The sequence below is a fragment of the Sphingopyxis sp. SCN 67-31 genome (genome assembly GCF_001725095.1).
In genome coordinates this window covers 63,588-79,890 of record NZ_MEFH01000056.1, presented here as the reverse complement: position 1 = coordinate 79,890, position 16,303 = coordinate 63,588, and the positions used below count along the sequence as shown (strand labels likewise).

The window sequence follows — 16,303 nt, the reverse complement described above, 5'->3', positions numbered from 1 at the left end:
GTAGGGAAGGCGGGGGTGCCGGAAGCGCCGGCACCCCCTGCGCCATCCCTGCTTTCGTCAGTTGACCGTGGCGCGGAAGACGAGCGTGCGGGTGTCGCCCGCCGCGATCGTCGGGATCGTTCCGGTCACGTTCGGTTCCGAATAGCCGCCGCCCGCGTTGCCGTCGGCATTGCAGACGCCGCCGCTGACCGTGCCGTCGAGCCGGATCGAATCGGCGACGAAGGTCAGTTGCGTCGGAACGGGATCGGTGATCGCCACCGATGTCGCCTCCGCACCGCCCGGCGCGTTGGCGACTGCGATGCAGTATTCGACCGTCGCCCCCGGGATCAGCTTCGGATTCGTCCCGTGATTATAGGGGTCGGATATGACGCGGCTCGATTTGGTGACGGTCAGTGTCGCGGTCTTGACCGTATAGTCGTCGGCCGCGCTGTGCGATCCGTCGCGGCTGCCGTCGATTGCACCGCCGGTATCGGCGAACACCGTGTCCTTGGCCGCGGTGTTGGCGCCCGTCGTCTGGCTGATCGCGCCGCCCTGCGTGCCGGGCGTATTGCCCTCGAACGCGGTAGCCTGCAACTGCACGACCGCCTTGGCGCCCGTCGCAAGCCCGGCGGGGATGTCCGCGACGACGAACAGCGTGATCGGCGTATCGGTCGCGAGTTCGTCGATATAGGTGACGAGCGTATCCGACGGATCGAAGGCGCCGACGGTTCCACCGGCGCTGTCGCGATAGATGCGGACATTGGTCGCGTTGAACGAATCGGTGCCGCCGTGCGGCGCCGACCCGCCGGCCGGCTGCGTCACCGTCAGGCCGAAGTCGAGCACCTCGTTCGATGAATTGGTGAGCTGAAAGGTGGTGACGGCACTGGTCGTTCCCGGCGCAACTTCGGTCGTCGCATTGCCGGCCTCTTCGACGAGCAGGTTGATCTTGCGGTCGACGACGAACTCGTCCGACGCGGTCGTGGTGCCCTGATCGACGCCCCCCACCTGATATTGGACGCTTGCGATATTGGTAATCGGGGTGCCCGCGGTCGTGCCGGCCGCAAGGGCCGGCGTGGCGGCGATGCTTGCGATCGCCGCGAAACCGAAGGCGCCCGTGGTCGTCAGCTTGCTGGTCATAGCTGAGCTCCTAGGCCTTGATTGGTCGCTGTCCCCACCGCCGCGACCGTTAAGCGGTTTGTTTCAGGGAGTTATTTGACAACCCCCCGGAACATGAGCTTGCCGCCGCCACCGGCCGGAATGGGTTTCTGAAAGGCCCAGCGGATATGCGTGACATCGGCGGGCTGCGCGGCGCGCCGGCTGCCGTCGGGCAGCGCGACCGTCAGGTCGGCGAGCAGTCCCCAGTTCCGGCCGCCGTCGACCGAAACGAGCGGGCTGCTCGCGGCGTCGGTGAAGCGGATCGCATCGGGAAGCGGATTGGTGACGACGAAACGCTCGGCCGGGCGCGCGCTGGCGTTGCGATAGTCGAGCACGAAGACGAGCCGGTCGCCGGGCGTGACGACCTTGGGCTCCTCCAGCGAGACGCGCTGCTTGCCGGCGGCATCGGTGGTCACCCGTTCGACGAACACGCTGTTGGCCAGCGCGACCTGGTCGGCGGCGAGCGCCTGGCCCGGCAGGCCCGCGGCGAGCAACAGAAGAATGGCGGTGCGCATGGACTTCTCCATCAGTTGATTTTCGTCTGGAAGGTGACGGTGCGGGTTTCGCCCCCGGCGACGGCGCCCAGAGCCACATGGACCCGCGTTCCGTCATAATCGCCCGAATCGCCGTCGGCGGCGTCGGACAGCGCCGTGCCGCCCAGCCTGATCGAGCCGGCGACATAGCTGGTGTCCGCCGGGACCGTGTCGGTGATGGCGAGACCGTTGACCGATCCGCTGCCGTTGACCGTGGCGGTGATCGCATAGGTGATGGTGGCGCCGGGAACCGGTTCGCTGCCGCCGAAGGGGTCGGCGACGGTGGCGACCTTCACCAGCGCCACGGTGGCGGACGAGACCTTGAACGCGCCGGCATCCTGCCCGTCGGCGCCGGTCGATCCGACGACCGCGTCGCCGCCGCCCTCGCCCAGGCCGGCGAAACTGGTGCCGGGCGTGCCGGTTCCGGTCTTGGCGGCCGCGGTCAGGCTGACGATGCCGCGATGGCCGTCGCTGACGGTGCCCGGCGTCGTCGCGAGCACGAAGATCGTGACGCTCTCGTCGGGATCGAGCAGCGGGTCGTTCGCGCCCGGCGTATAGAGCGTATCGGTGCCGGCATCGAAGACGCCGTCGCCATTGTCGATGTAGATCTGGGTGACGGCCGGATCATAATCGTCGCCGCCGCCGTTGGCGACCGTGCCGAGCACGAAGGCCTCCTCGCCATTGCCGTTGTTCGTCACCGAGAAGGTGAGCCGCTGCTCGGTCGCGCCCGGCGTCGTGACGACGTCGCCCGGGTCGCTCGAATCGACGGTGACGTCGAGCAGTTCGTCGACGCGCAGGTCGACCTTGTTCGAATCGATCGTCTGCGGTCCCCCGCCATTGTCGAAACTGGCGGTCGCGGTGTTGCTGATCGTGGAACCGGCACGGGTGCCGGCGGCCTGGGCCTGCATCGGCACGGCCAATGCCGCGAGCAGGACGAGGGAATAAGGGAAGGGTGTACGAAGCGGTCGCTGCGCGCCCCCCACAGGCGCTTTTACCATGATATGTGACTCCGAAGGCTGGTCCGTGCCGACGGTCATCGCGGAAAAAGGAAAATTTCTGGTTAAATTGCCGGTAGGGACGCGGCATTCTGGCTCGAAACAGGACAGGATGGTTTTTCGCGTCTCGCCTCAGCGGCCGGCTGGCGCGGTCCGGGAAACTCGCTTAAGACGAAGCGGTTAACCAGGAGGCCCACGTGAGCGAGGACAGGGGGAGGAAGGGCGCGCGCCCGGCGCGCGGCAATCCCCTGCAGCAGATCGAGATCGACGATTTTCGCCGCGATCGGCTGCTCGCGGCGCTGGCGCTGATATTGGGCGCGTCCTTTTGCCTCGGGCTGCCCTTCGCGCTTCAGGCCGGCGCCGAATTCTTCCTGCCGCTGACCGCCGCGATCGTGATCGCCATCGCGCTGGTGCCGCTGCTCGAATGGCTCGAACGGCGCGGCGTGCCGTCGGCGCTCGCGTCCTTCCTGTCGCTGTCGGCCTTCCTGATGCTGGTGAACGCCGCGCTGGCGATCATCGTCGTTCCCGCGACCGGCTGGTTCGCGCGGCTCCCCGAATCGATCCCGCGCATCCAGAGCAATCTCGCGCCGCTGATCGACTTCTATTCGACGTTGCAGAAGTTCGTCGACCGGACGCTGACCTCGGTCGCGAGCGGGACCGAAGCAGCGTCGCAGGCGGTCGCGGCGACCGCGCCGACCTCCGTGGTCGATTATTTCATCTCCGCCGCGCCGTCGGCGGCGATCCAGCTCTTCTTCGCGGTGCTGGTGATCTTTTTCTTCCTCGCCGGCTGGACACGGCTGCGCAAGGGAACGATCCGGCGCCGCGGCAGCTTCGACGGCGCGATGCAGACGGCGCGCGTGATCCAGAATGTCGTCGATGCGACGGCCGACTATCTGGCGACGATCACGATGATCAACGCGATCCTGGGCCTCGTCGTCGCGCTGCTGCTTTGGGCGCTGGGCATGCCGTCGCCCTTCATGTGGGGCGGGATCGTCACGTTGTGCAACTTCGTACCCTATCTGGGCCCGATCGTCGCTGCGACTTTGCTCGGGCTGGGCGGGCTGATGACGTTCGACGCGGTCGGATTCGCGCTGCTGCCCGCGCTGATCTTCGTCGGCGTCCATCTGGTTGAGGCGAATCTGATCACGCCGCTGGTCCTCGGACGGCGGCTGACGGTCAATCCGCTGCTGATCCTCGTCTCGCTGAGCTTCTGGGGCTGGGTCTGGGGGGCGCCCGGCGCGCTGCTCGCGGTACCGCTGCTGCTGATTCTCCAGACGGTGCTGCAGTCGACGGGAACCCCCGATCTGGCCGGTTTCCTGTTCGAGCGCGGCACGTTGACGACAGTGGAGGAGATGCGCGACCGGTTAAATCGCACCGAGATGGAAAGCGACGGTTGACAGGTCGGGACAGGGGCCATATTGGCGCGGCTCCCAAGCGCAAGCGGGTGTAGCTCAGTTGGTTAGAGCGCCGGCCTGTCACGCCGGAGGTCGCGGGTTCGAGTCCCGTCACTCGCGCCATTCCCTGTCCAAGGCGGGAAGGCGCCCCTCCCAAAAATATCTGGAAAAACCGTTGCGCTGTCGTCGACCGAAGCCGTTCGGCCTCGATCTATCCGCGCCAGCGGCCGAGTTCCATCCAGCGCAGTAGCGGTTTCAGCGGCAGCACCCACACGATCCCCGCCACCAGATAGAACAGGCCCTGCACCAGCACCGGCCAAGTGCCGACCCACGGCGAAAGCGCGACGACGATCGTCGCCCAGGCGACGATCAGCAGCAGGATCAGCGCGATTCCGGCGGGCTTGCGCCAGCTTGGCTGGGGATCGGGGGCAGCGGTCATAGACGGTCTCCACACAGGATGAATTCCTGTTCGGTCCATATGGCATCGAGCGGCGCGTCGAGCGCCGACACGGGAAGCGCGTCCACCTCCTGCACCGACCATCCGACGCCGATGCGGGGGAGGGACGGGTGGTCCGCAAGGAAGCGGTCGTAATGCCCGCCGCCCTGCCCGAGGCGGCCGCCGTGCCGGTCGAAACCGACGAGCGGGACGAACAGGATCGACGGGATCGCGCTTTCGGTGTCGGGGCCCGGTTGCGGTGAGCCCCACGGCCCGCGCACCAGCGCCGCACCCTTCGGACAGTGCCGGAACGCCATGGCGGCGTCGCGCGCCGCATGATGGGGCAGCGCAAGCGCGCCGCGCGCCGCGATGCCGGCCAGCGCGGGCAGGATGTCGGGTTCATCGCCCCACGGCGCATAGCCGCCGACCAGCGGCTCCTCCGCCAGCCGCTCGGCGAGCGGGGCGGGCAGCGCGCGGAAGGCGGCGAGCCGCGCCATCGGATCGAGATTCGCCGCGAAATGCCGGCGCCGGAAACGCAGCCTGTCGCGCAGTTCCTGTTTTCGCTGCGCCAGGTCGGGGGCCGGGTCGGTCATCGCCTGTCGCAGCCTCTCTTGCGCGGTGGGTGGCGGGACCACCGTGGTCGTTTGCCGGAAAATCCTCTGACGCCAGTAACGTCAGGTGGGGGCCATGTACGTCGGACCAGGGTCCGGGCAGGGACAGCTCCCTTGGATGATGTATCGCCTCAGGGATATTCGCAGCGGCTCGTGCCGGGCAGTGCCCGCCGCCCCCTATCTAGGGATGCCGGCGCCCGGTCTCAACCCATTCCGTCAGGGCATCCGCTCGGCCCGGTCGGCGAGCGCTTCGATCCGCTCGGCGATCTGGAGCAGGGCACGGTCGTGGGGGTTGCGCGGTGGCGGCGCTGACGCCTGCCGTGCGGCGTTGAGTTCGGCGCGCAGCGCCTGCTCGCGCGCCTCGGCTTCGCGCAGGGCGTCGTGCGCCGCCGCCTCGCGGCTTTCGGCGAGCGCGACTGCGGCGCGCAGCGAATCGGACTGGGGTTCGGCCTTTTCGGCCTTGGCCCGCGCCTCGTGCGCCTCGTCGGCGAGCAGAAGCGCGGTGAACAGCAGCTGGCGGACTTCGGTTCCACCCTGGATCGTGCGCGCCTTGGTGTCGACGATCCCCGCGAGCTGGTGAAGCCGCTCTTCCTGCCCGTCGGCGCAATGCACGTCATAGGGGCGGCCGGCGATCTGGAGCTTGACGTCAGCCATGTTTCGCCTCGTTGATCAGCCGGTCGAGTTCGCCGATGACCGCCGCAACCTCGGCTTTCAGGGCGCTTTGACTGGCGGTTTCGGACGGTGCGGCGGCAGGAGCCGGTCTGCTTTCGCGATCGGCCAGCGCCTTTTCGATCCGGCTCAGCGCCCGCTCGATGCGGCCGATGGCCAGGCTGGATTCGTCGAGATCGAGTTCCATGACCAAGGGTTAGCAGCGCCGCGAAGGGGGTGCAATCGCCTCTCCACGCCGAAATGCGGGCGAAATTCTGCCGCGAGCGGTTGACTCTGGGCACTGCCCCCGCAAAGGGCTGTCGCGCAACCAGCCTGTCCACTCCGGGGGAATGATGACACTGCCCGAACGTCAGCTCGCCAACGCGATCCGCGCGCTCGCGATGGACGCCGTCCAGGCCGCGAACAGCGGCCATCCGGGCATGCCGATGGGCATGGCCGATGTCGCGACGGTGCTTTATTCGGATTATCTGAAGTTCGATCCCAGCGATCCGGCATGGCCCGATCGCGACCGATTCGTTCTTTCGGCGGGGCATGGCTCGATGCTCGCCTATGCGACGTTGCACCTCGCGGGCTATGCGCATCCGACGATCGACGAAATCCGCGCGTTCCGCCAGCTGCACAGCCCGTGCGCAGGACATCCCGAGAATTTCGAGCTGGCGGGCGTCGAGATGACGACCGGGCCGCTGGGGCAGGGGCTCGCGACCGCGGTCGGGATGGCGATCGCCGAGCGCCATCTGAACGCGATCTACGGCGACGAGCTGGTCGACCACCGCACCTGGGTGATCGCCGGCGACGGCTGCCTGATGGAGGGCATCAACCACGAAGCGATCGGCCTGGCCGGACATCTGGGGCTCGGCCGCCTGATCGTGATGTGGGACGACAATCGCATCACCATCGACGGCTCGACCGACCTGTCGACGAGCGAGGATGTGCGGGCGCGCTATGCGGCGACCGGCTGGCACGTCGAAAGCTGCGACGGGCACGATCCCGCCGATATCCGCCGCGCGATCGACGCCGCCATCGCCGACGGCCGCCCGTCGCTGATCGCCTGCCGGACGCTGATCGGCTTCGGCGCCCCGAACAAGCAGGGCACCGCGGCGACGCACGGATCGCCGCTCGGCGCCGACGAGATCGCCGCGGCGCGCGCCAATCTCGGCTGGACGGCCGAGCCCTTCGTGATTCCCGCCGACATCGCCGAAGCGTGGCAGGGGTTCGGCGCGCGTGGCCGGGCACTTCATGCCGAATGGAATGATCGGCTTGCAACGAACGGGAATAAAAAGGAATTCGAAGATCGGCTAAGCGGCAAGGTCGCGCCGGGCGACGCTTTCCGCACCTATCTCGACTCGCTGGTGGCCGAACCGCCCAAGGTCGCGACGCGCAAGGCGTCGGAAAATGCCCTGACCGCGCTCACCGCCGATATCGCGGCGCTCGTCGGTGGCAGCGCCGACCTGACGGGTTCAAACAATACCAAAACGTCGTCGACCAAGCCGTTGACCAAGGACGATTATTCGGGCCGCTATATCTATTATGGCATCCGCGAGTTCGGCATGGCGGCGGCGATGAACGGCATGGCGCTCCATGGCGGCGTCATCCCCTATGGCGGCACCTTCCTGGTGTTTTCGGATTATTGCCGCGGTGCGATCCGCCTGTCGGCGCTCCAGCGCCAGCGCGTCGTCTATGTGATGACGCACGACAGCATCGGACTGGGCGAGGACGGTCCGACACACCAGCCGATCGAGCATCTGCAGTCGCTGCGCGCGATGCCGAACCTGCTCGTCATGCGCCCCGCCGACGCGGTGGAGGCCGCCGAGTGCTGGGCGATCGCGCTCGCGCAGGACAATCGCCCGACGCTGCTCGCGCTGACCCGCCAGAACCTGCCGCCGTTGCGGCATGACGTCACCGAAAATCTTTGTTTGAAAGGCGCTTACCGCCTTCGCGACGCAGCGGCGGCGCGCCGCGTCGTGCTCGTCGCGACGGGTTCGGAGGTGTCGCTTGCGCTCGACGTTGCCGAGCGGCTCGAAGCGGCGGGGCAGGGTGCCGACGTCGTTTCGATGGTCTCGACCGAATTGTTCGACGAACAGGATGCCGCCTATCGCGCCGACGTCCTGCCGCGCGATGCGCTGATCGTCTCGATCGAGGCGGGCACCACCTTCGGATGGGAACGCTATACCGGCCGCGACGGTCTGCGCTTCGGCATCGACAGCTTCGGCGCTTCGGCGCCGATCGACGATCTCTACCGGCATTTCGGCCTGACCGCCGATGCCATCGCTCCCCAGATCCTGGCCCGGCTCGGTCAATAAGGACCCGCCCGACCTCTTCCGCAGAAAGGACGTTTCGACATGGCAGTGAAAGTCGCAATCAACGGTTTTGGACGCATCGGCCGCCTGGTGGCCCGCGCGATCCTCGAACGGCCGGACTGCGGCCTCGAACTGGTCGCGATCAACGACCTCGCCGATGCGAAGGCGAATGCGCTGCTGTTCAAGCGCGACAGCGTCCACGGCCCGTTCCCGGGCGAGGTCAAGGCCGAAGGCGATCAGATGATCGTCAATGGCAAGGCGATTCGCGTGACCAAGGAACGCGATCCCGCGAACCTGCCGCACGGCGAGCTCGGCGTCGACATCGCGCTCGAATGCACGGGCTTCTTCACCGACGCCGAAAGCGCGGGCAAGCACCTCGCCGCCGGCGCCAAGCGCGTGCTGATCTCGGCCCCCGCCAAGGGCGTCGACCTGACCGTCGTCTATGGCGTCAACCATGACAAGCTGACCGCCGATCACAAGATCGTGTCGAACGCGAGCTGCACCACCAACTGCCTCGCGCCTGTCGCCAAGGTGCTTCACGAGGCGCTGGGGATCGAGCGCGGCCTGATGACCACGGTCCACGCCTATACCAACGACCAGAAGATTCTCGACCAGATCCACAGCGACATGCGCCGCGCTCGCGCCGCCGGCATGTCGATCATCCCGACGACGACCGGCGCCGCGCGCGCGGTTGCTGAGGTGCTGCCCGAGCTCAAGGGCAAGCTCGACGGTTCGGCGATCCGCGTGCCGACCCCGAACGTCAGCCTCGTCGACCTGACCTTCACGCCGGGCCGTGACACGAGCGTCGAGGAAGTGAACAAGATCCTCAAGGATGCGTCGGAAGGCGCGCTGAAGGGCGTCCTCGCCTATTCGGACGAGCCGCTGGTGTCGATCGACTATAATCATTGCCCGGCCAGCTCGACGGTCGACAGCCTCGAAACCTCGGTGCTCGAAGGCAAGCTGGTTCGCGTCGTCAGCTGGTACGACAATGAATGGGGCTTCTCGAACCGCATGGTCGATACTGCGGGCGTGATCGCCGGGCTGCTGTAAGGCAATTCGCATATCGTCATTGCGAGGAGCGCAGCGACGAAGCAATCTCCAGCCATGGCGCATGAGCCACCGGCCGGAGATTGCCGCGGCCCCTTCGGAATCTCGCACCGACGGGATATAGAGACGCGAAGATGCTTCGACGCGATCGGGGCGAATGGAGTTGAATATGGCCGGCTTCAAAACCCTCGACGACATCGGCGACGTTACCGGCAAGAAAGTGCTGGTGCGCGTCGACCTCAACGTCCCGATGTCCGACGGCGCGGTCACCGACGACACGCGCATCCGCGCGGCGATGCCGACGATCCGCGAACTGTCCGACAAGGGCGCGATCGTGCTGCTGCTCGCGCATTTCGGGCGGCCGAAGGGAGCGAAGAATCCCACCCAGTCGCTGAGCCTCGTCATCGATGCGGTGATCGACGTGCTCGGCCATTCGGTGATGTTCATCCCCGACTGCATCGGCGAGGGCGCGAAGGCCGGCGTCGCGGTGCTCGCCCCCGGCGACGTCGCGGTGATGGAGAATACGCGCTTCCACCCCGGCGAGGAGAAGAACGACCCCGCCTTCGCCGACGCGCTGGCCGAGGTGGGCGACCTCTATGTCAACGACGCCTTCTCCGCCGCGCACCGTGCCCATGGCTCGACCGAAGGCATCGCGCATCGCCTGCCGGCCTATGCCGGGCGGGCAATGGAGGCCGAGCTCAAAGCGCTAGACGCGGCGCTCGGCAACCCGGCGCATCCCGTCGCGGCGGTCGTCGGCGGCGCCAAGGTGTCGACCAAGATCGACGTGCTGCGGAACCTTGTCGGCCGGGTCGATCACCTGATCATCGGCGGCGGCATGGCGAATACCTTCCTCGCCGCGCGCGGGGTCGATGTCGGCAAGTCGCTGTGCGAGCACGATCTGGTCGAGACCGCCAACGCCATCTTCGACAGCGCCGATAAGGCCGGATGCACGATCCATCTGCCCTATGACGTGGTGGTCGCGAAGCAGTTCGCGCCCAATCCGCCGACGCGCACCGTCAACGTCCACGAGGTTGCGGCCGACGAGATGATCCTCGACGTCGGCCCGGCGGCGATCGAGGCGCTGGGCGATGTGCTCAAGACCTGCCGCACGCTGGTGTGGAACGGGCCGCTCGGCGCCTTCGAGACGCCGCCTTTCGACACCGCGACGGTCGCGCTCGCCCGAACCGCGGCGGCGCTGACGCGCGAAGGGTCGCTGACCTCGGTCGCCGGCGGCGGCGATACCGTCGCAGCGCTCAATCACGCGGGTGTGGCGGACGACTTCACCTTCGTCTCGACCGCCGGCGGCGCCTTCCTCGAATGGATGGAAGGCAAGCCGCTGCCGGGTGTCGATGCGCTGAGGGTCTGACGCGGCCCCGCGATTTGCTTCCTGTCGGGGCGCGGGCTATCGCTCCCCCAATCTATGCAGCCCAATGGAGATGACATGACTGCCGCCAATGCCGAGATGCTGGACAAGATCAAATCGGGTCAGGGATTCATCGCCGCGCTCGACCAGAGCGGCGGCTCGACGCCCAAGGCCCTGAAGGGCTATGGCATCGACGAAGGGGCCTGGTCGGACGACGAGGAGATGTTCGGGCTGATCCACGCGATGCGCAGCCGCATCGTCACCGCGCCCTGCTTCGGCGGCGGCAAGGTGATCGGCGCGATCCTGTTCGAACGCACGATGGACGGCGAGGCCGGCGGCAAGCCGGTGCCGGCGCTGCTGTGGGAGCGTGGCGTGGTGCCGTTCCTGAAGGTCGACAAGGGGCTGGAGGCCGAGGCCGACGGCGTCCAGATGATGAAGCCGATGCCCGATCTCGACGCGCTGTGCCAGCGTGCGGTCGCCAAGGGGGTGTTCGGCACCAAGATGCGCAGCGTCATCAACCTCGCCAACCCGGCGGGCGTCAAGGCGATCGTCGAGCAGCAGTTCGCCGAGGCGAAGCGCATCGCGGCGCACGGCCTGGTTCCGATCATCGAGCCAGAAGTGAACATCAAGAGCGCCGAGCGTGCCGCGGCGGATCGCCTGCTGCTCCAGGAAACGCTGGCGGCGCTCGATGCGTGGGACGGCGCGCCGGTGATGCTGAAGCTGTCGCTGCCGACCGAGCCCGGCCTGTTCCAGCCGCTCGTCGACCATCCCAAGGTGCTGCGCGTCGTCGCGCTGTCGGGCGGCTACAAGCGCCCCGAAGCCTGCGTCGAACTGGCCAAGAACCCCGGCATCATCGCGAGCTTCAGCCGCGCGCTGCTCGAAGACCTGCGCGCCTCGATGGACGACGCGGCGTTCGACGCCTCGCTGGGCGGAGCGATCGACGAAATCCACGCCGCCTCGGTGGCTTGATGAGCGACAGCTGGCGAGCCGTCGATGCCTATATCGCCGGGAAACTGCTCGGCGATGACGACGCGCTCGCCGCTGCGCTTGCGAACAACGAGGCCAATGGCCTGCCGCCGATCGACGTTTCGGCGGCGCAGGGCAAGATGCTGTTCCTGCTCGCGCAGATCGCGGGCGCCCGCCGCATCCTCGAAATCGGGACGCTCGGCGGCTATTCGACGATCTGGCTCGCGCGCGCGCTGCCCGAAGACGGCGAGTTGGTGACGCTGGAGATCGAGGAGGCGCACGCCCGCGTCGCGCGCGCAAATCTCGATCGTGCGGGGGTGTCGGATCGGGTCGATATCCGCGTCGGGCCGGCGAGCGACAGTCTCGCCGCGATGACCGGCGCGGCGCCGTTCGACTTCGTCTTCATCGACGCCGACAAGCAGGGCAACGCCCATTATGTCGCCGAAGCGATCCGGCTCGGCCGCAGCGGTACCACGATCGTCGTCGACAATGTCGTGCGCGAAGGCGGTGTGCTCGATCCGGACAGCGGCGATCCGCGGATCGACGGCACGCGGGCGCTGTTCGACATGCTGAACGCCGACGCGCGCATCGACGCGACCGCGGTGCAGACGGTCGGCGTCAAGAAATGGGACGGGTTCGTCCTGGCGCGAGTGCGCTGATTTCTCGCCGGAGCAGGCGGGGGCCCGGGCGCGCTGATACCACTTGGCAATTCTTCCCTTTCGGCAGTTCATCGTTCCCCGGCGAAAGCCGGGGTCCACGCGAGGTAGGGCTATGCCATCTGGACCCCGGCTTTCGCCGGGGAACGAGCGCCGACGTTCCGACCGATTGCCTGCGTGGAGCGCTACAGCCCGCCGTCGAAGCGGAACGAGAAGCGATAATCCTCGGGCGCGATCGCCGTGTCGGTGCGTCTGTCCGGGCGCACCGCCAGCAGGCGGACGCTGCCGTCGGCGAGCGGGGTCGCTCCGCCCAGCATGACCTCGAACGGCTGTTCTTCTCCGGTCGGGCGCAGCCACAGCATCTTCACCCGCACCCGCCCCGCATGAACGCAGCGCACGTTCGCTGGACACCGGCTGTCCTCCAGCACCTCCTCCGGTTGCACGATCGGGCCGTCGACGTAGGCGCGCTGGCCGAGCGCGACGTTGCTACCGTCGGGAAGCGGGGCCTGCTGGCCCGTCGCGGCGCAGGCCGAGAGGGCGAGAGCGGGGAGGAACGCGAGAGAGGGAAGCTTCTGCATTTGCCGGACCATGAACGCGCCGCTATGAACCCGCCATGACCACGCCAGCCTGCCAGCTCTACCTGATTTCCCCGCTCGACGTCGGGGGTGATTTTCCCGAGAAGCTCGAGCAGGCGCTGGCGGCGGCGCCCGTCGCGGCCTTTCAGTTTCGCGTCAAGGATGCGACCCAGCACGAAGCCGCCCGGCTCGCCGAACCGTTGCAGGCGATCTGTGCAGCGCACGGCACCGCCTTCATCGTCAACGACGACATGGCGCTTGTCCGGCGGATCGGCGCGGACGGCGTGCATCTGGGGCAGGGTGACGGCGATCCGAAGGAGGCGCGCCGCCTGCTGGGGCCGCAGGCGCAGATCGGCGTTACCTGCCACAACAGCCGCCATCTCGCGATGGAGGCGGGCGAGGCGGGCGCCGACTATGTCGCGTTCGGCGCCTTCTTCCCGACCAGCACCAAGGCGGTCGAGCATCGCGCCGATCCCGAGATATTGACCTGGTGGCAGGGGTTGTTCGAGCTGCCCTGCGTCGCGATCGGCGGCATCACCACCGACAATGCGCGGATACTGATTGATGCGGGCGCCGATTTCCTCGCGGTGTCGGCGGGCGTGTGGGCTTATCCCGGCGGTCCCGCAGAGGCGGTGCGGGCGTTCGCCGCGATCCTCGACCTCCGGTCGGGGGGATAATCCTTTCCCGGCTCGTCGGCCTCCTCCGCCTCACGGCGCGGCGCGGCCGCGTCCTTGCGCCAGCCGAACAGGCCGGCACAGGGCGCATGGTGCGGCTGTGCGCCGGGCGGGGCAGGGGGCGGATGCAGCGTCATGCGAAACACTATGACGACGGCGGAAATCGGAATATTGGATCAATGCGTCAAACCCGCTTCGGCTCGTCGCCTTTCGGCGCGGGTGTGGGATCGGACGGACGCGCGGCCGCCGCGTAGAGGCGAGTGGGGAGGAAAAAGATGATCGACACCAGCGGACGCGCCGCGGACCTGCGCGAACTGACGCTTCGCGGGATCATCCTCGGCGGGCTCATCACGCTGCTCTTCACCGCGGCGAATGTCTATCTGGGGCTCAAGGTCGGACTGACCTTCGCGACCTCGATTCCCGCGGCGGTGATCTCGATGGCGATCCTGCGCTTCCTGTCGGGCGCGACGATCCTCGAGAACAATATCGTCCAGACGATTGCCAGCGCCGCGGGGACGCTCGCCGCGATCATCTTCGTGCTGCCGGGGCTCGTCATCGTCGGCTGGTGGCAGGGCTTTCCCTATTGGACCACCGCCGCTGTCTGCTTCATCGGTGGAACGCTGGGCGTGATGTTCTCGGTACCGCTGCGGCGCGCGCTCGTCGCCGGATCGGACCTGCCCTATCCCGAGGGGGTCGCCGCCGCCGAGGTGCTGAAGGTCGGTTCGCGCGCCGGCGATGGCGCCGAGGAGAATCAGCGCGGCCTGCGAACGATCCTGCTCGGCTCGCTCGTCAGCGCCGGGTTCGCGTTGCTCGGCGCGATGAAGCTGGCGGCGACCGAGATCGGCCGGAATTTCAAGATCGGCGCGGGCGCGAGCGGGGCGAGCGCCAGCCTGTCGCTCGCGCTGATCGGCGTCGGCCATCTCGTCGGCCTGTCGGTCGGCCTCGCCATGCTGCTCGGCATGCTGATCGCGTGGGGCGGGCTGATGCCGGTGCTGACCGCGGCGCAGGGCGTCGCGGGATCGGTCGACGATGTCGTCGGCGCGGTCTTTTCGCAGCAGGTGCGTTTCATCGGCGCGGGCACGATCGGCGTCGCCGCGCTGTGGACGCTGTTCAAGATCGTCGGGCCGGTCGTCCGGGGCATCCAGGGATCGATCGCTTCGTCGCGCGCGCGCGGCGCGGGCGAGACGGTCGCGCTCGGTGAACGCGACCTGTCGTTCGGCATCGTCGTCGGCACCATCCTCGGCTCGCTCGTCCCGATCGCCGGGCTGCTGTGGTTTTTCGCGCAGGGCGGGCCGATCGCCGCGCACCCCGTCGGGGTGATCGCCGCGACCCTGGTCTTCGTGTTGTTCGTCGGCGCGATCATCGCCGCGGTCACCGGCTATATGGCGGGCCTGATCGGCGCGTCGAACAGCCCAGTGTCGGGGGTCGGCATCCTCGCGGTCATCGCGGCGTCGCTGATGCTGCTCTTCTTCTTCGGGCGCAATCACAGCGAGGCCGATACGGCGGCGCTCGTCGCCTATGCGCTGTTCACGACCGCGATCGTCTTTTCGGTGGCGACAATCTCGAACGACAATCTTCAGGACCTGAAGACCGGCCAACTCGTCGGGGCGACGCCGTGGAAGCAGCAGTTCGCGCTCGTCATCGGTGTCGGTTTCGGTTCGCTCATCATCCCGCCGGTGCTCGACCTGCTCAACCAGGCGTTTGGCTTCGCCGGTGCGGAAGGGGCGGGGGCCAATGCGCTGCCCGCGCCGCAGGCGGCGCTGATCAGCGCGCTGGCGAAGGGCGTGCTCGGCGGCGACCTGCGCTGGGACCTGATCGGCTATGGCGCGCTAATCGGCGTTGTGGTGATCGCGGTCGACGAACTGCTGGGGCGGCTTGGCAAGATGCGGCTGCCGCCGCTCGGCGTCGGCATGGGCATCTATCTGCCGATGTCGCTCACCATCCTGATCCCGATCGGCGCCGCCATCGGCCATCTGTGGGAGAAGCGCGCGGCGCGCAGCGCCAAGCCCGAATTCTACAGCCGCATGGGCGTGCTGCTCGCGACCGGCTTCATCGTCGGTGAAAGCCTGTTCGGCGTGCTCTTCGCGGGCGTCGTCGCGGGTTCGGGAAGCGACGCGCCGCTCGCGGTGGTGGGCGAGGGGTTCGCGACGAACGCGATCCTGATCGGGGTGCTGCTGTTCGTCGGCGTGATCGCCTTCACCTATCGCCGGACGCGGGCGGCGGCGGACGCGACGCCGTAAGCCGCTTGCTCTCCGCCGCGCCGACCGCTAAGGGCGCGCTCCTGTGACCGGTGCGCTCCGCACGCGCCGGCGGCTCTTTACCATCCTTGTTCAAGTGAGTGTGCGCGATGAAAATCTCCGGCGTTGATATCCGTCCCGGCAATATTATCGAATATGAGGGCGGCATCTGGAAGGTCACCAAGATCCAGCACACCCAGCCGGGCAAGGGCGGCGCCTATATGCAGGTGGAGGCCAAGAATCTGATCGACGGCCGCAAACTCAACAACCGCTTCCGCAGCGCCGACACGGTCGAGAAGGTCCGCCTCGACACCAAGGATTTCCAGTATCTCTATGCCGAGGGCGACGATCTCGTCTTCATGGACAAGGATACGTACGAGCAGATCAACATCTCGAAGGATGTCGTCGGCGATGCCGCCGATTTCCTGCAGGACGGGATGGAGGTCGTGCTCGAACTGTGGGAAGAACGCCCGATCTCGGTCGAACTGCCCGAACAGATCGAAGCGACGATCGTCGAGGCCGACGCGGTGGTGAAGGGCCAGACGGCGTCCTCGTCCTACAAGCCCGCGATCCTCGACAACGGCGTGCGCGTGATGGTGCCCCCGCACATCACCAGCGGCACCCGCATCGTGGTCAATGTCTATGACCGCGAATATGTGCGGCGCGCCGACTGATTGAGTCCCCCTCCCGCAAGCGGGAGGGGTTAGGCCTCCCGC

General features: G+C 67.6%; 17 protein-coding genes and 1 tRNA gene. 10 read left to right on the top strand and 8 right to left on the bottom strand.

The features are described from left to right. Nucleotides 1-57: 57 nt before the first annotated feature. The 3 genes from ABS88_RS09820 to ABS88_RS09810 form a co-directional block, all read right to left on the bottom strand. Nucleotides 58-1,116 carry a DUF11 domain-containing protein gene (locus ABS88_RS09820; RefSeq protein ID WP_076075269.1) on the bottom strand — a complete coding sequence of 353 codons (1,059 nt, stop codon included), beginning with the start codon at nucleotides 1,114-1,116 and terminating at the stop codon, nucleotides 58-60. Between the two features lie 71 nt (nucleotides 1,117-1,187). Next, nucleotides 1,188-1,649: a DUF11 domain-containing protein gene (locus tag ABS88_RS09815; RefSeq protein ID WP_158682201.1), complete on the bottom strand. Its 462-nt coding sequence runs from the start codon at nucleotides 1,647-1,649 to the stop codon at nucleotides 1,188-1,190. An 11-nt stretch (nucleotides 1,650-1,660) separates the two neighbouring features. Next, nucleotides 1,661-2,665 carry a DUF11 domain-containing protein gene (locus ABS88_RS09810; protein WP_076077828.1) on the bottom strand — a complete coding sequence of 335 codons (1,005 nt, stop codon included), beginning with the start codon at nucleotides 2,663-2,665 and terminating at the stop codon, nucleotides 1,661-1,663. A 194-nt stretch (nucleotides 2,666-2,859) separates the two neighbouring features. On the opposite strand from ABS88_RS09810, the gene ABS88_RS09805 reads away from it, so the two are divergent. Then, nucleotides 2,860-4,059: an AI-2E family transporter gene (locus ABS88_RS09805; RefSeq protein WP_082796981.1), complete on the top strand. Its 1,200-nt coding sequence runs from the start codon at nucleotides 2,860-2,862 to the stop codon at nucleotides 4,057-4,059. Nucleotides 4,060-4,102: 43 nt separating this feature from the next. Further along, nucleotides 4,103-4,179 (top strand) — tRNA-Asp (locus ABS88_RS09800). An 88-nt stretch (nucleotides 4,180-4,267) separates the two neighbouring features. Here the strand turns inward: ABS88_RS09800 and ABS88_RS09795 are convergent. The 4 genes from ABS88_RS09795 to ABS88_RS09780 form a co-directional block, all read right to left on the bottom strand. After that, nucleotides 4,268-4,495, bottom strand: a complete 228-nt coding sequence (locus tag ABS88_RS09795; protein ID WP_067106677.1) for a DUF2842 domain-containing protein — start codon at nucleotides 4,493-4,495, stop codon at nucleotides 4,268-4,270. Continuing rightward, the gene (locus tag ABS88_RS09790) at nucleotides 4,492-5,085 is read right to left on the bottom strand and encodes a 5-formyltetrahydrofolate cyclo-ligase (RefSeq protein ID WP_067106675.1); all 594 of its coding nucleotides are present in this window, start codon (nucleotides 5,083-5,085) and stop codon (nucleotides 4,492-4,494) included. The genes ABS88_RS09795 and ABS88_RS09790 overlap by 4 nt, the downstream gene beginning before the upstream one ends. A 234-nt stretch (nucleotides 5,086-5,319) precedes the next feature. Then, nucleotides 5,320-5,757, bottom strand: a complete 438-nt coding sequence (locus tag ABS88_RS09785; RefSeq protein WP_076075275.1) for a cell division protein ZapA — start codon at nucleotides 5,755-5,757, stop codon at nucleotides 5,320-5,322. Next, on the bottom strand, nucleotides 5,750-5,959 hold the full coding sequence (locus ABS88_RS09780) for a hypothetical protein (RefSeq protein WP_076075278.1): 210 nt from the start codon (nucleotides 5,957-5,959) through the stop codon (nucleotides 5,750-5,752). Before ABS88_RS09780 ends, ABS88_RS09785 begins: the two co-directional genes overlap by 8 nt. A 145-nt stretch (nucleotides 5,960-6,104) precedes the next feature. Between ABS88_RS09780 and tkt the strand changes: the two genes are divergently transcribed. The 5 genes from tkt (at nucleotide 6,105) to ABS88_RS09755 (ending at nucleotide 12,104) form a co-directional block, all read left to right on the top strand. After that, nucleotides 6,105-8,072 carry a transketolase gene (tkt, locus tag ABS88_RS09775; RefSeq protein WP_076075280.1) on the top strand — a complete coding sequence of 656 codons (1,968 nt, stop codon included), beginning with the start codon at nucleotides 6,105-6,107 and terminating at the stop codon, nucleotides 8,070-8,072. Between the two features lie 39 nt (nucleotides 8,073-8,111). Next, entirely contained in the window at nucleotides 8,112-9,119 is a 1,008-nt protein-coding gene (gap, locus tag ABS88_RS09770) for a type I glyceraldehyde-3-phosphate dehydrogenase (protein WP_076075283.1), read from the top strand. 166 nt (nucleotides 9,120-9,285) lie between these two features. Beyond that, the gene (locus ABS88_RS09765; RefSeq protein WP_067106659.1) at nucleotides 9,286-10,482 is read left to right on the top strand and encodes a phosphoglycerate kinase; all 1,197 of its coding nucleotides are present in this window, start codon (nucleotides 9,286-9,288) and stop codon (nucleotides 10,480-10,482) included. A gap of 75 nt (nucleotides 10,483-10,557) precedes the next feature. Then, nucleotides 10,558-11,448, top strand: coding sequence for a fructose bisphosphate aldolase (locus tag ABS88_RS09760; protein ID WP_082796980.1), 891 nt, complete (start codon nucleotides 10,558-10,560; stop codon nucleotides 11,446-11,448). Beyond that, the gene (locus ABS88_RS09755; protein ID WP_104959673.1) at nucleotides 11,448-12,104 is read left to right on the top strand and encodes an O-methyltransferase; all 657 of its coding nucleotides are present in this window, start codon (nucleotides 11,448-11,450) and stop codon (nucleotides 12,102-12,104) included. Before ABS88_RS09760 ends, ABS88_RS09755 begins: the two co-directional genes overlap by 1 nt. A gap of 182 nt (nucleotides 12,105-12,286) precedes the next feature. Here ABS88_RS09755 and ABS88_RS09750 read toward each other — a convergent pair whose 3' ends face one another. Beyond that, nucleotides 12,287-12,691 carry a hypothetical protein gene (locus ABS88_RS09750; protein ID WP_158682199.1) on the bottom strand — a complete coding sequence of 135 codons (405 nt, stop codon included), beginning with the start codon at nucleotides 12,689-12,691 and terminating at the stop codon, nucleotides 12,287-12,289. A gap of 23 nt (nucleotides 12,692-12,714) precedes the next feature. On the opposite strand from ABS88_RS09750, the gene thiE reads away from it, so the two are divergent. The 3 genes from thiE to efp all read left to right on the top strand — a co-directional run bounded on the left by thiE (nucleotide 12,715) and on the right by efp (nucleotide 16,261). Beyond that, nucleotides 12,715-13,353, top strand: a complete 639-nt coding sequence (gene thiE / locus ABS88_RS09745) for a thiamine phosphate synthase (protein ID WP_076075291.1) — start codon at nucleotides 12,715-12,717, stop codon at nucleotides 13,351-13,353. Nucleotides 13,354-13,625: 272 nt separating this feature from the next. Then, the gene (locus tag ABS88_RS09740) at nucleotides 13,626-15,590 is read left to right on the top strand and encodes an OPT family oligopeptide transporter (RefSeq protein WP_076077830.1); all 1,965 of its coding nucleotides are present in this window, start codon (nucleotides 13,626-13,628) and stop codon (nucleotides 15,588-15,590) included. Nucleotides 15,591-15,697: 107 nt separating this feature from the next. Continuing rightward, complete coding sequence (efp, locus tag ABS88_RS09735; RefSeq protein WP_067112206.1) at nucleotides 15,698-16,261, top strand: elongation factor P; 564 nt, start codon at nucleotides 15,698-15,700, stop codon at nucleotides 16,259-16,261. Nucleotides 16,262-16,303: the final 42 nt, after the last annotated feature.

Bases quoted from the DNA above. Each gene is read 5' to 3' on its own strand.
- ABS88_RS09820 (WP_076075269.1), bottom strand. From the start codon at position 1,116: ATGACCAGCAAGCTGACGACCACGGGCGCCTTCGGTTTCGCGGCGATC.
- ABS88_RS09815 (WP_158682201.1), bottom strand. From the start codon at position 1,649: ATGCGCACCGCCATTCTTCTGTTGCTCGCCGCGGGCCTGCCGGGCCAG.
- ABS88_RS09810 (WP_076077828.1), bottom strand. From the start codon at position 2,665: ATGGTAAAAGCGCCTGTGGGGGGCGCGCAGCGACCGCTTCGTACACCC.
- ABS88_RS09795 (WP_067106677.1), bottom strand. From the start codon at position 4,495: ATGACCGCTGCCCCCGATCCCCAGCCAAGCTGGCGCAAGCCCGCCGGA.
- ABS88_RS09790 (WP_067106675.1), bottom strand. From the start codon at position 5,085: ATGACCGACCCGGCCCCCGACCTGGCGCAGCGAAAACAGGAACTGCGC.
- ABS88_RS09785 (WP_076075275.1), bottom strand. From the start codon at position 5,757: ATGGCTGACGTCAAGCTCCAGATCGCCGGCCGCCCCTATGACGTGCAT.
- ABS88_RS09780 (WP_076075278.1), bottom strand. From the start codon at position 5,959: ATGGAACTCGATCTCGACGAATCCAGCCTGGCCATCGGCCGCATCGAG.
- tkt (WP_076075280.1), top strand. From the start codon at position 6,105: ATGACACTGCCCGAACGTCAGCTCGCCAACGCGATCCGCGCGCTCGCG.
- gap (WP_076075283.1), top strand. From the start codon at position 8,112: ATGGCAGTGAAAGTCGCAATCAACGGTTTTGGACGCATCGGCCGCCTG.
- ABS88_RS09765 (WP_067106659.1), top strand. From the start codon at position 9,286: ATGGCCGGCTTCAAAACCCTCGACGACATCGGCGACGTTACCGGCAAG.
- ABS88_RS09760 (WP_082796980.1), top strand. From the start codon at position 10,558: ATGACTGCCGCCAATGCCGAGATGCTGGACAAGATCAAATCGGGTCAG.
- ABS88_RS09755 (WP_104959673.1), top strand. From the start codon at position 11,448: ATGAGCGACAGCTGGCGAGCCGTCGATGCCTATATCGCCGGGAAACTG.
- ABS88_RS09750 (WP_158682199.1), bottom strand. From the start codon at position 12,691: ATGGTCCGGCAAATGCAGAAGCTTCCCTCTCTCGCGTTCCTCCCCGCT.
- thiE (WP_076075291.1), top strand. From the start codon at position 12,715: ATGACCACGCCAGCCTGCCAGCTCTACCTGATTTCCCCGCTCGACGTC.
- ABS88_RS09740 (WP_076077830.1), top strand. From the start codon at position 13,626: ATGATCGACACCAGCGGACGCGCCGCGGACCTGCGCGAACTGACGCTT.
- efp (WP_067112206.1), top strand. From the start codon at position 15,698: ATGAAAATCTCCGGCGTTGATATCCGTCCCGGCAATATTATCGAATAT.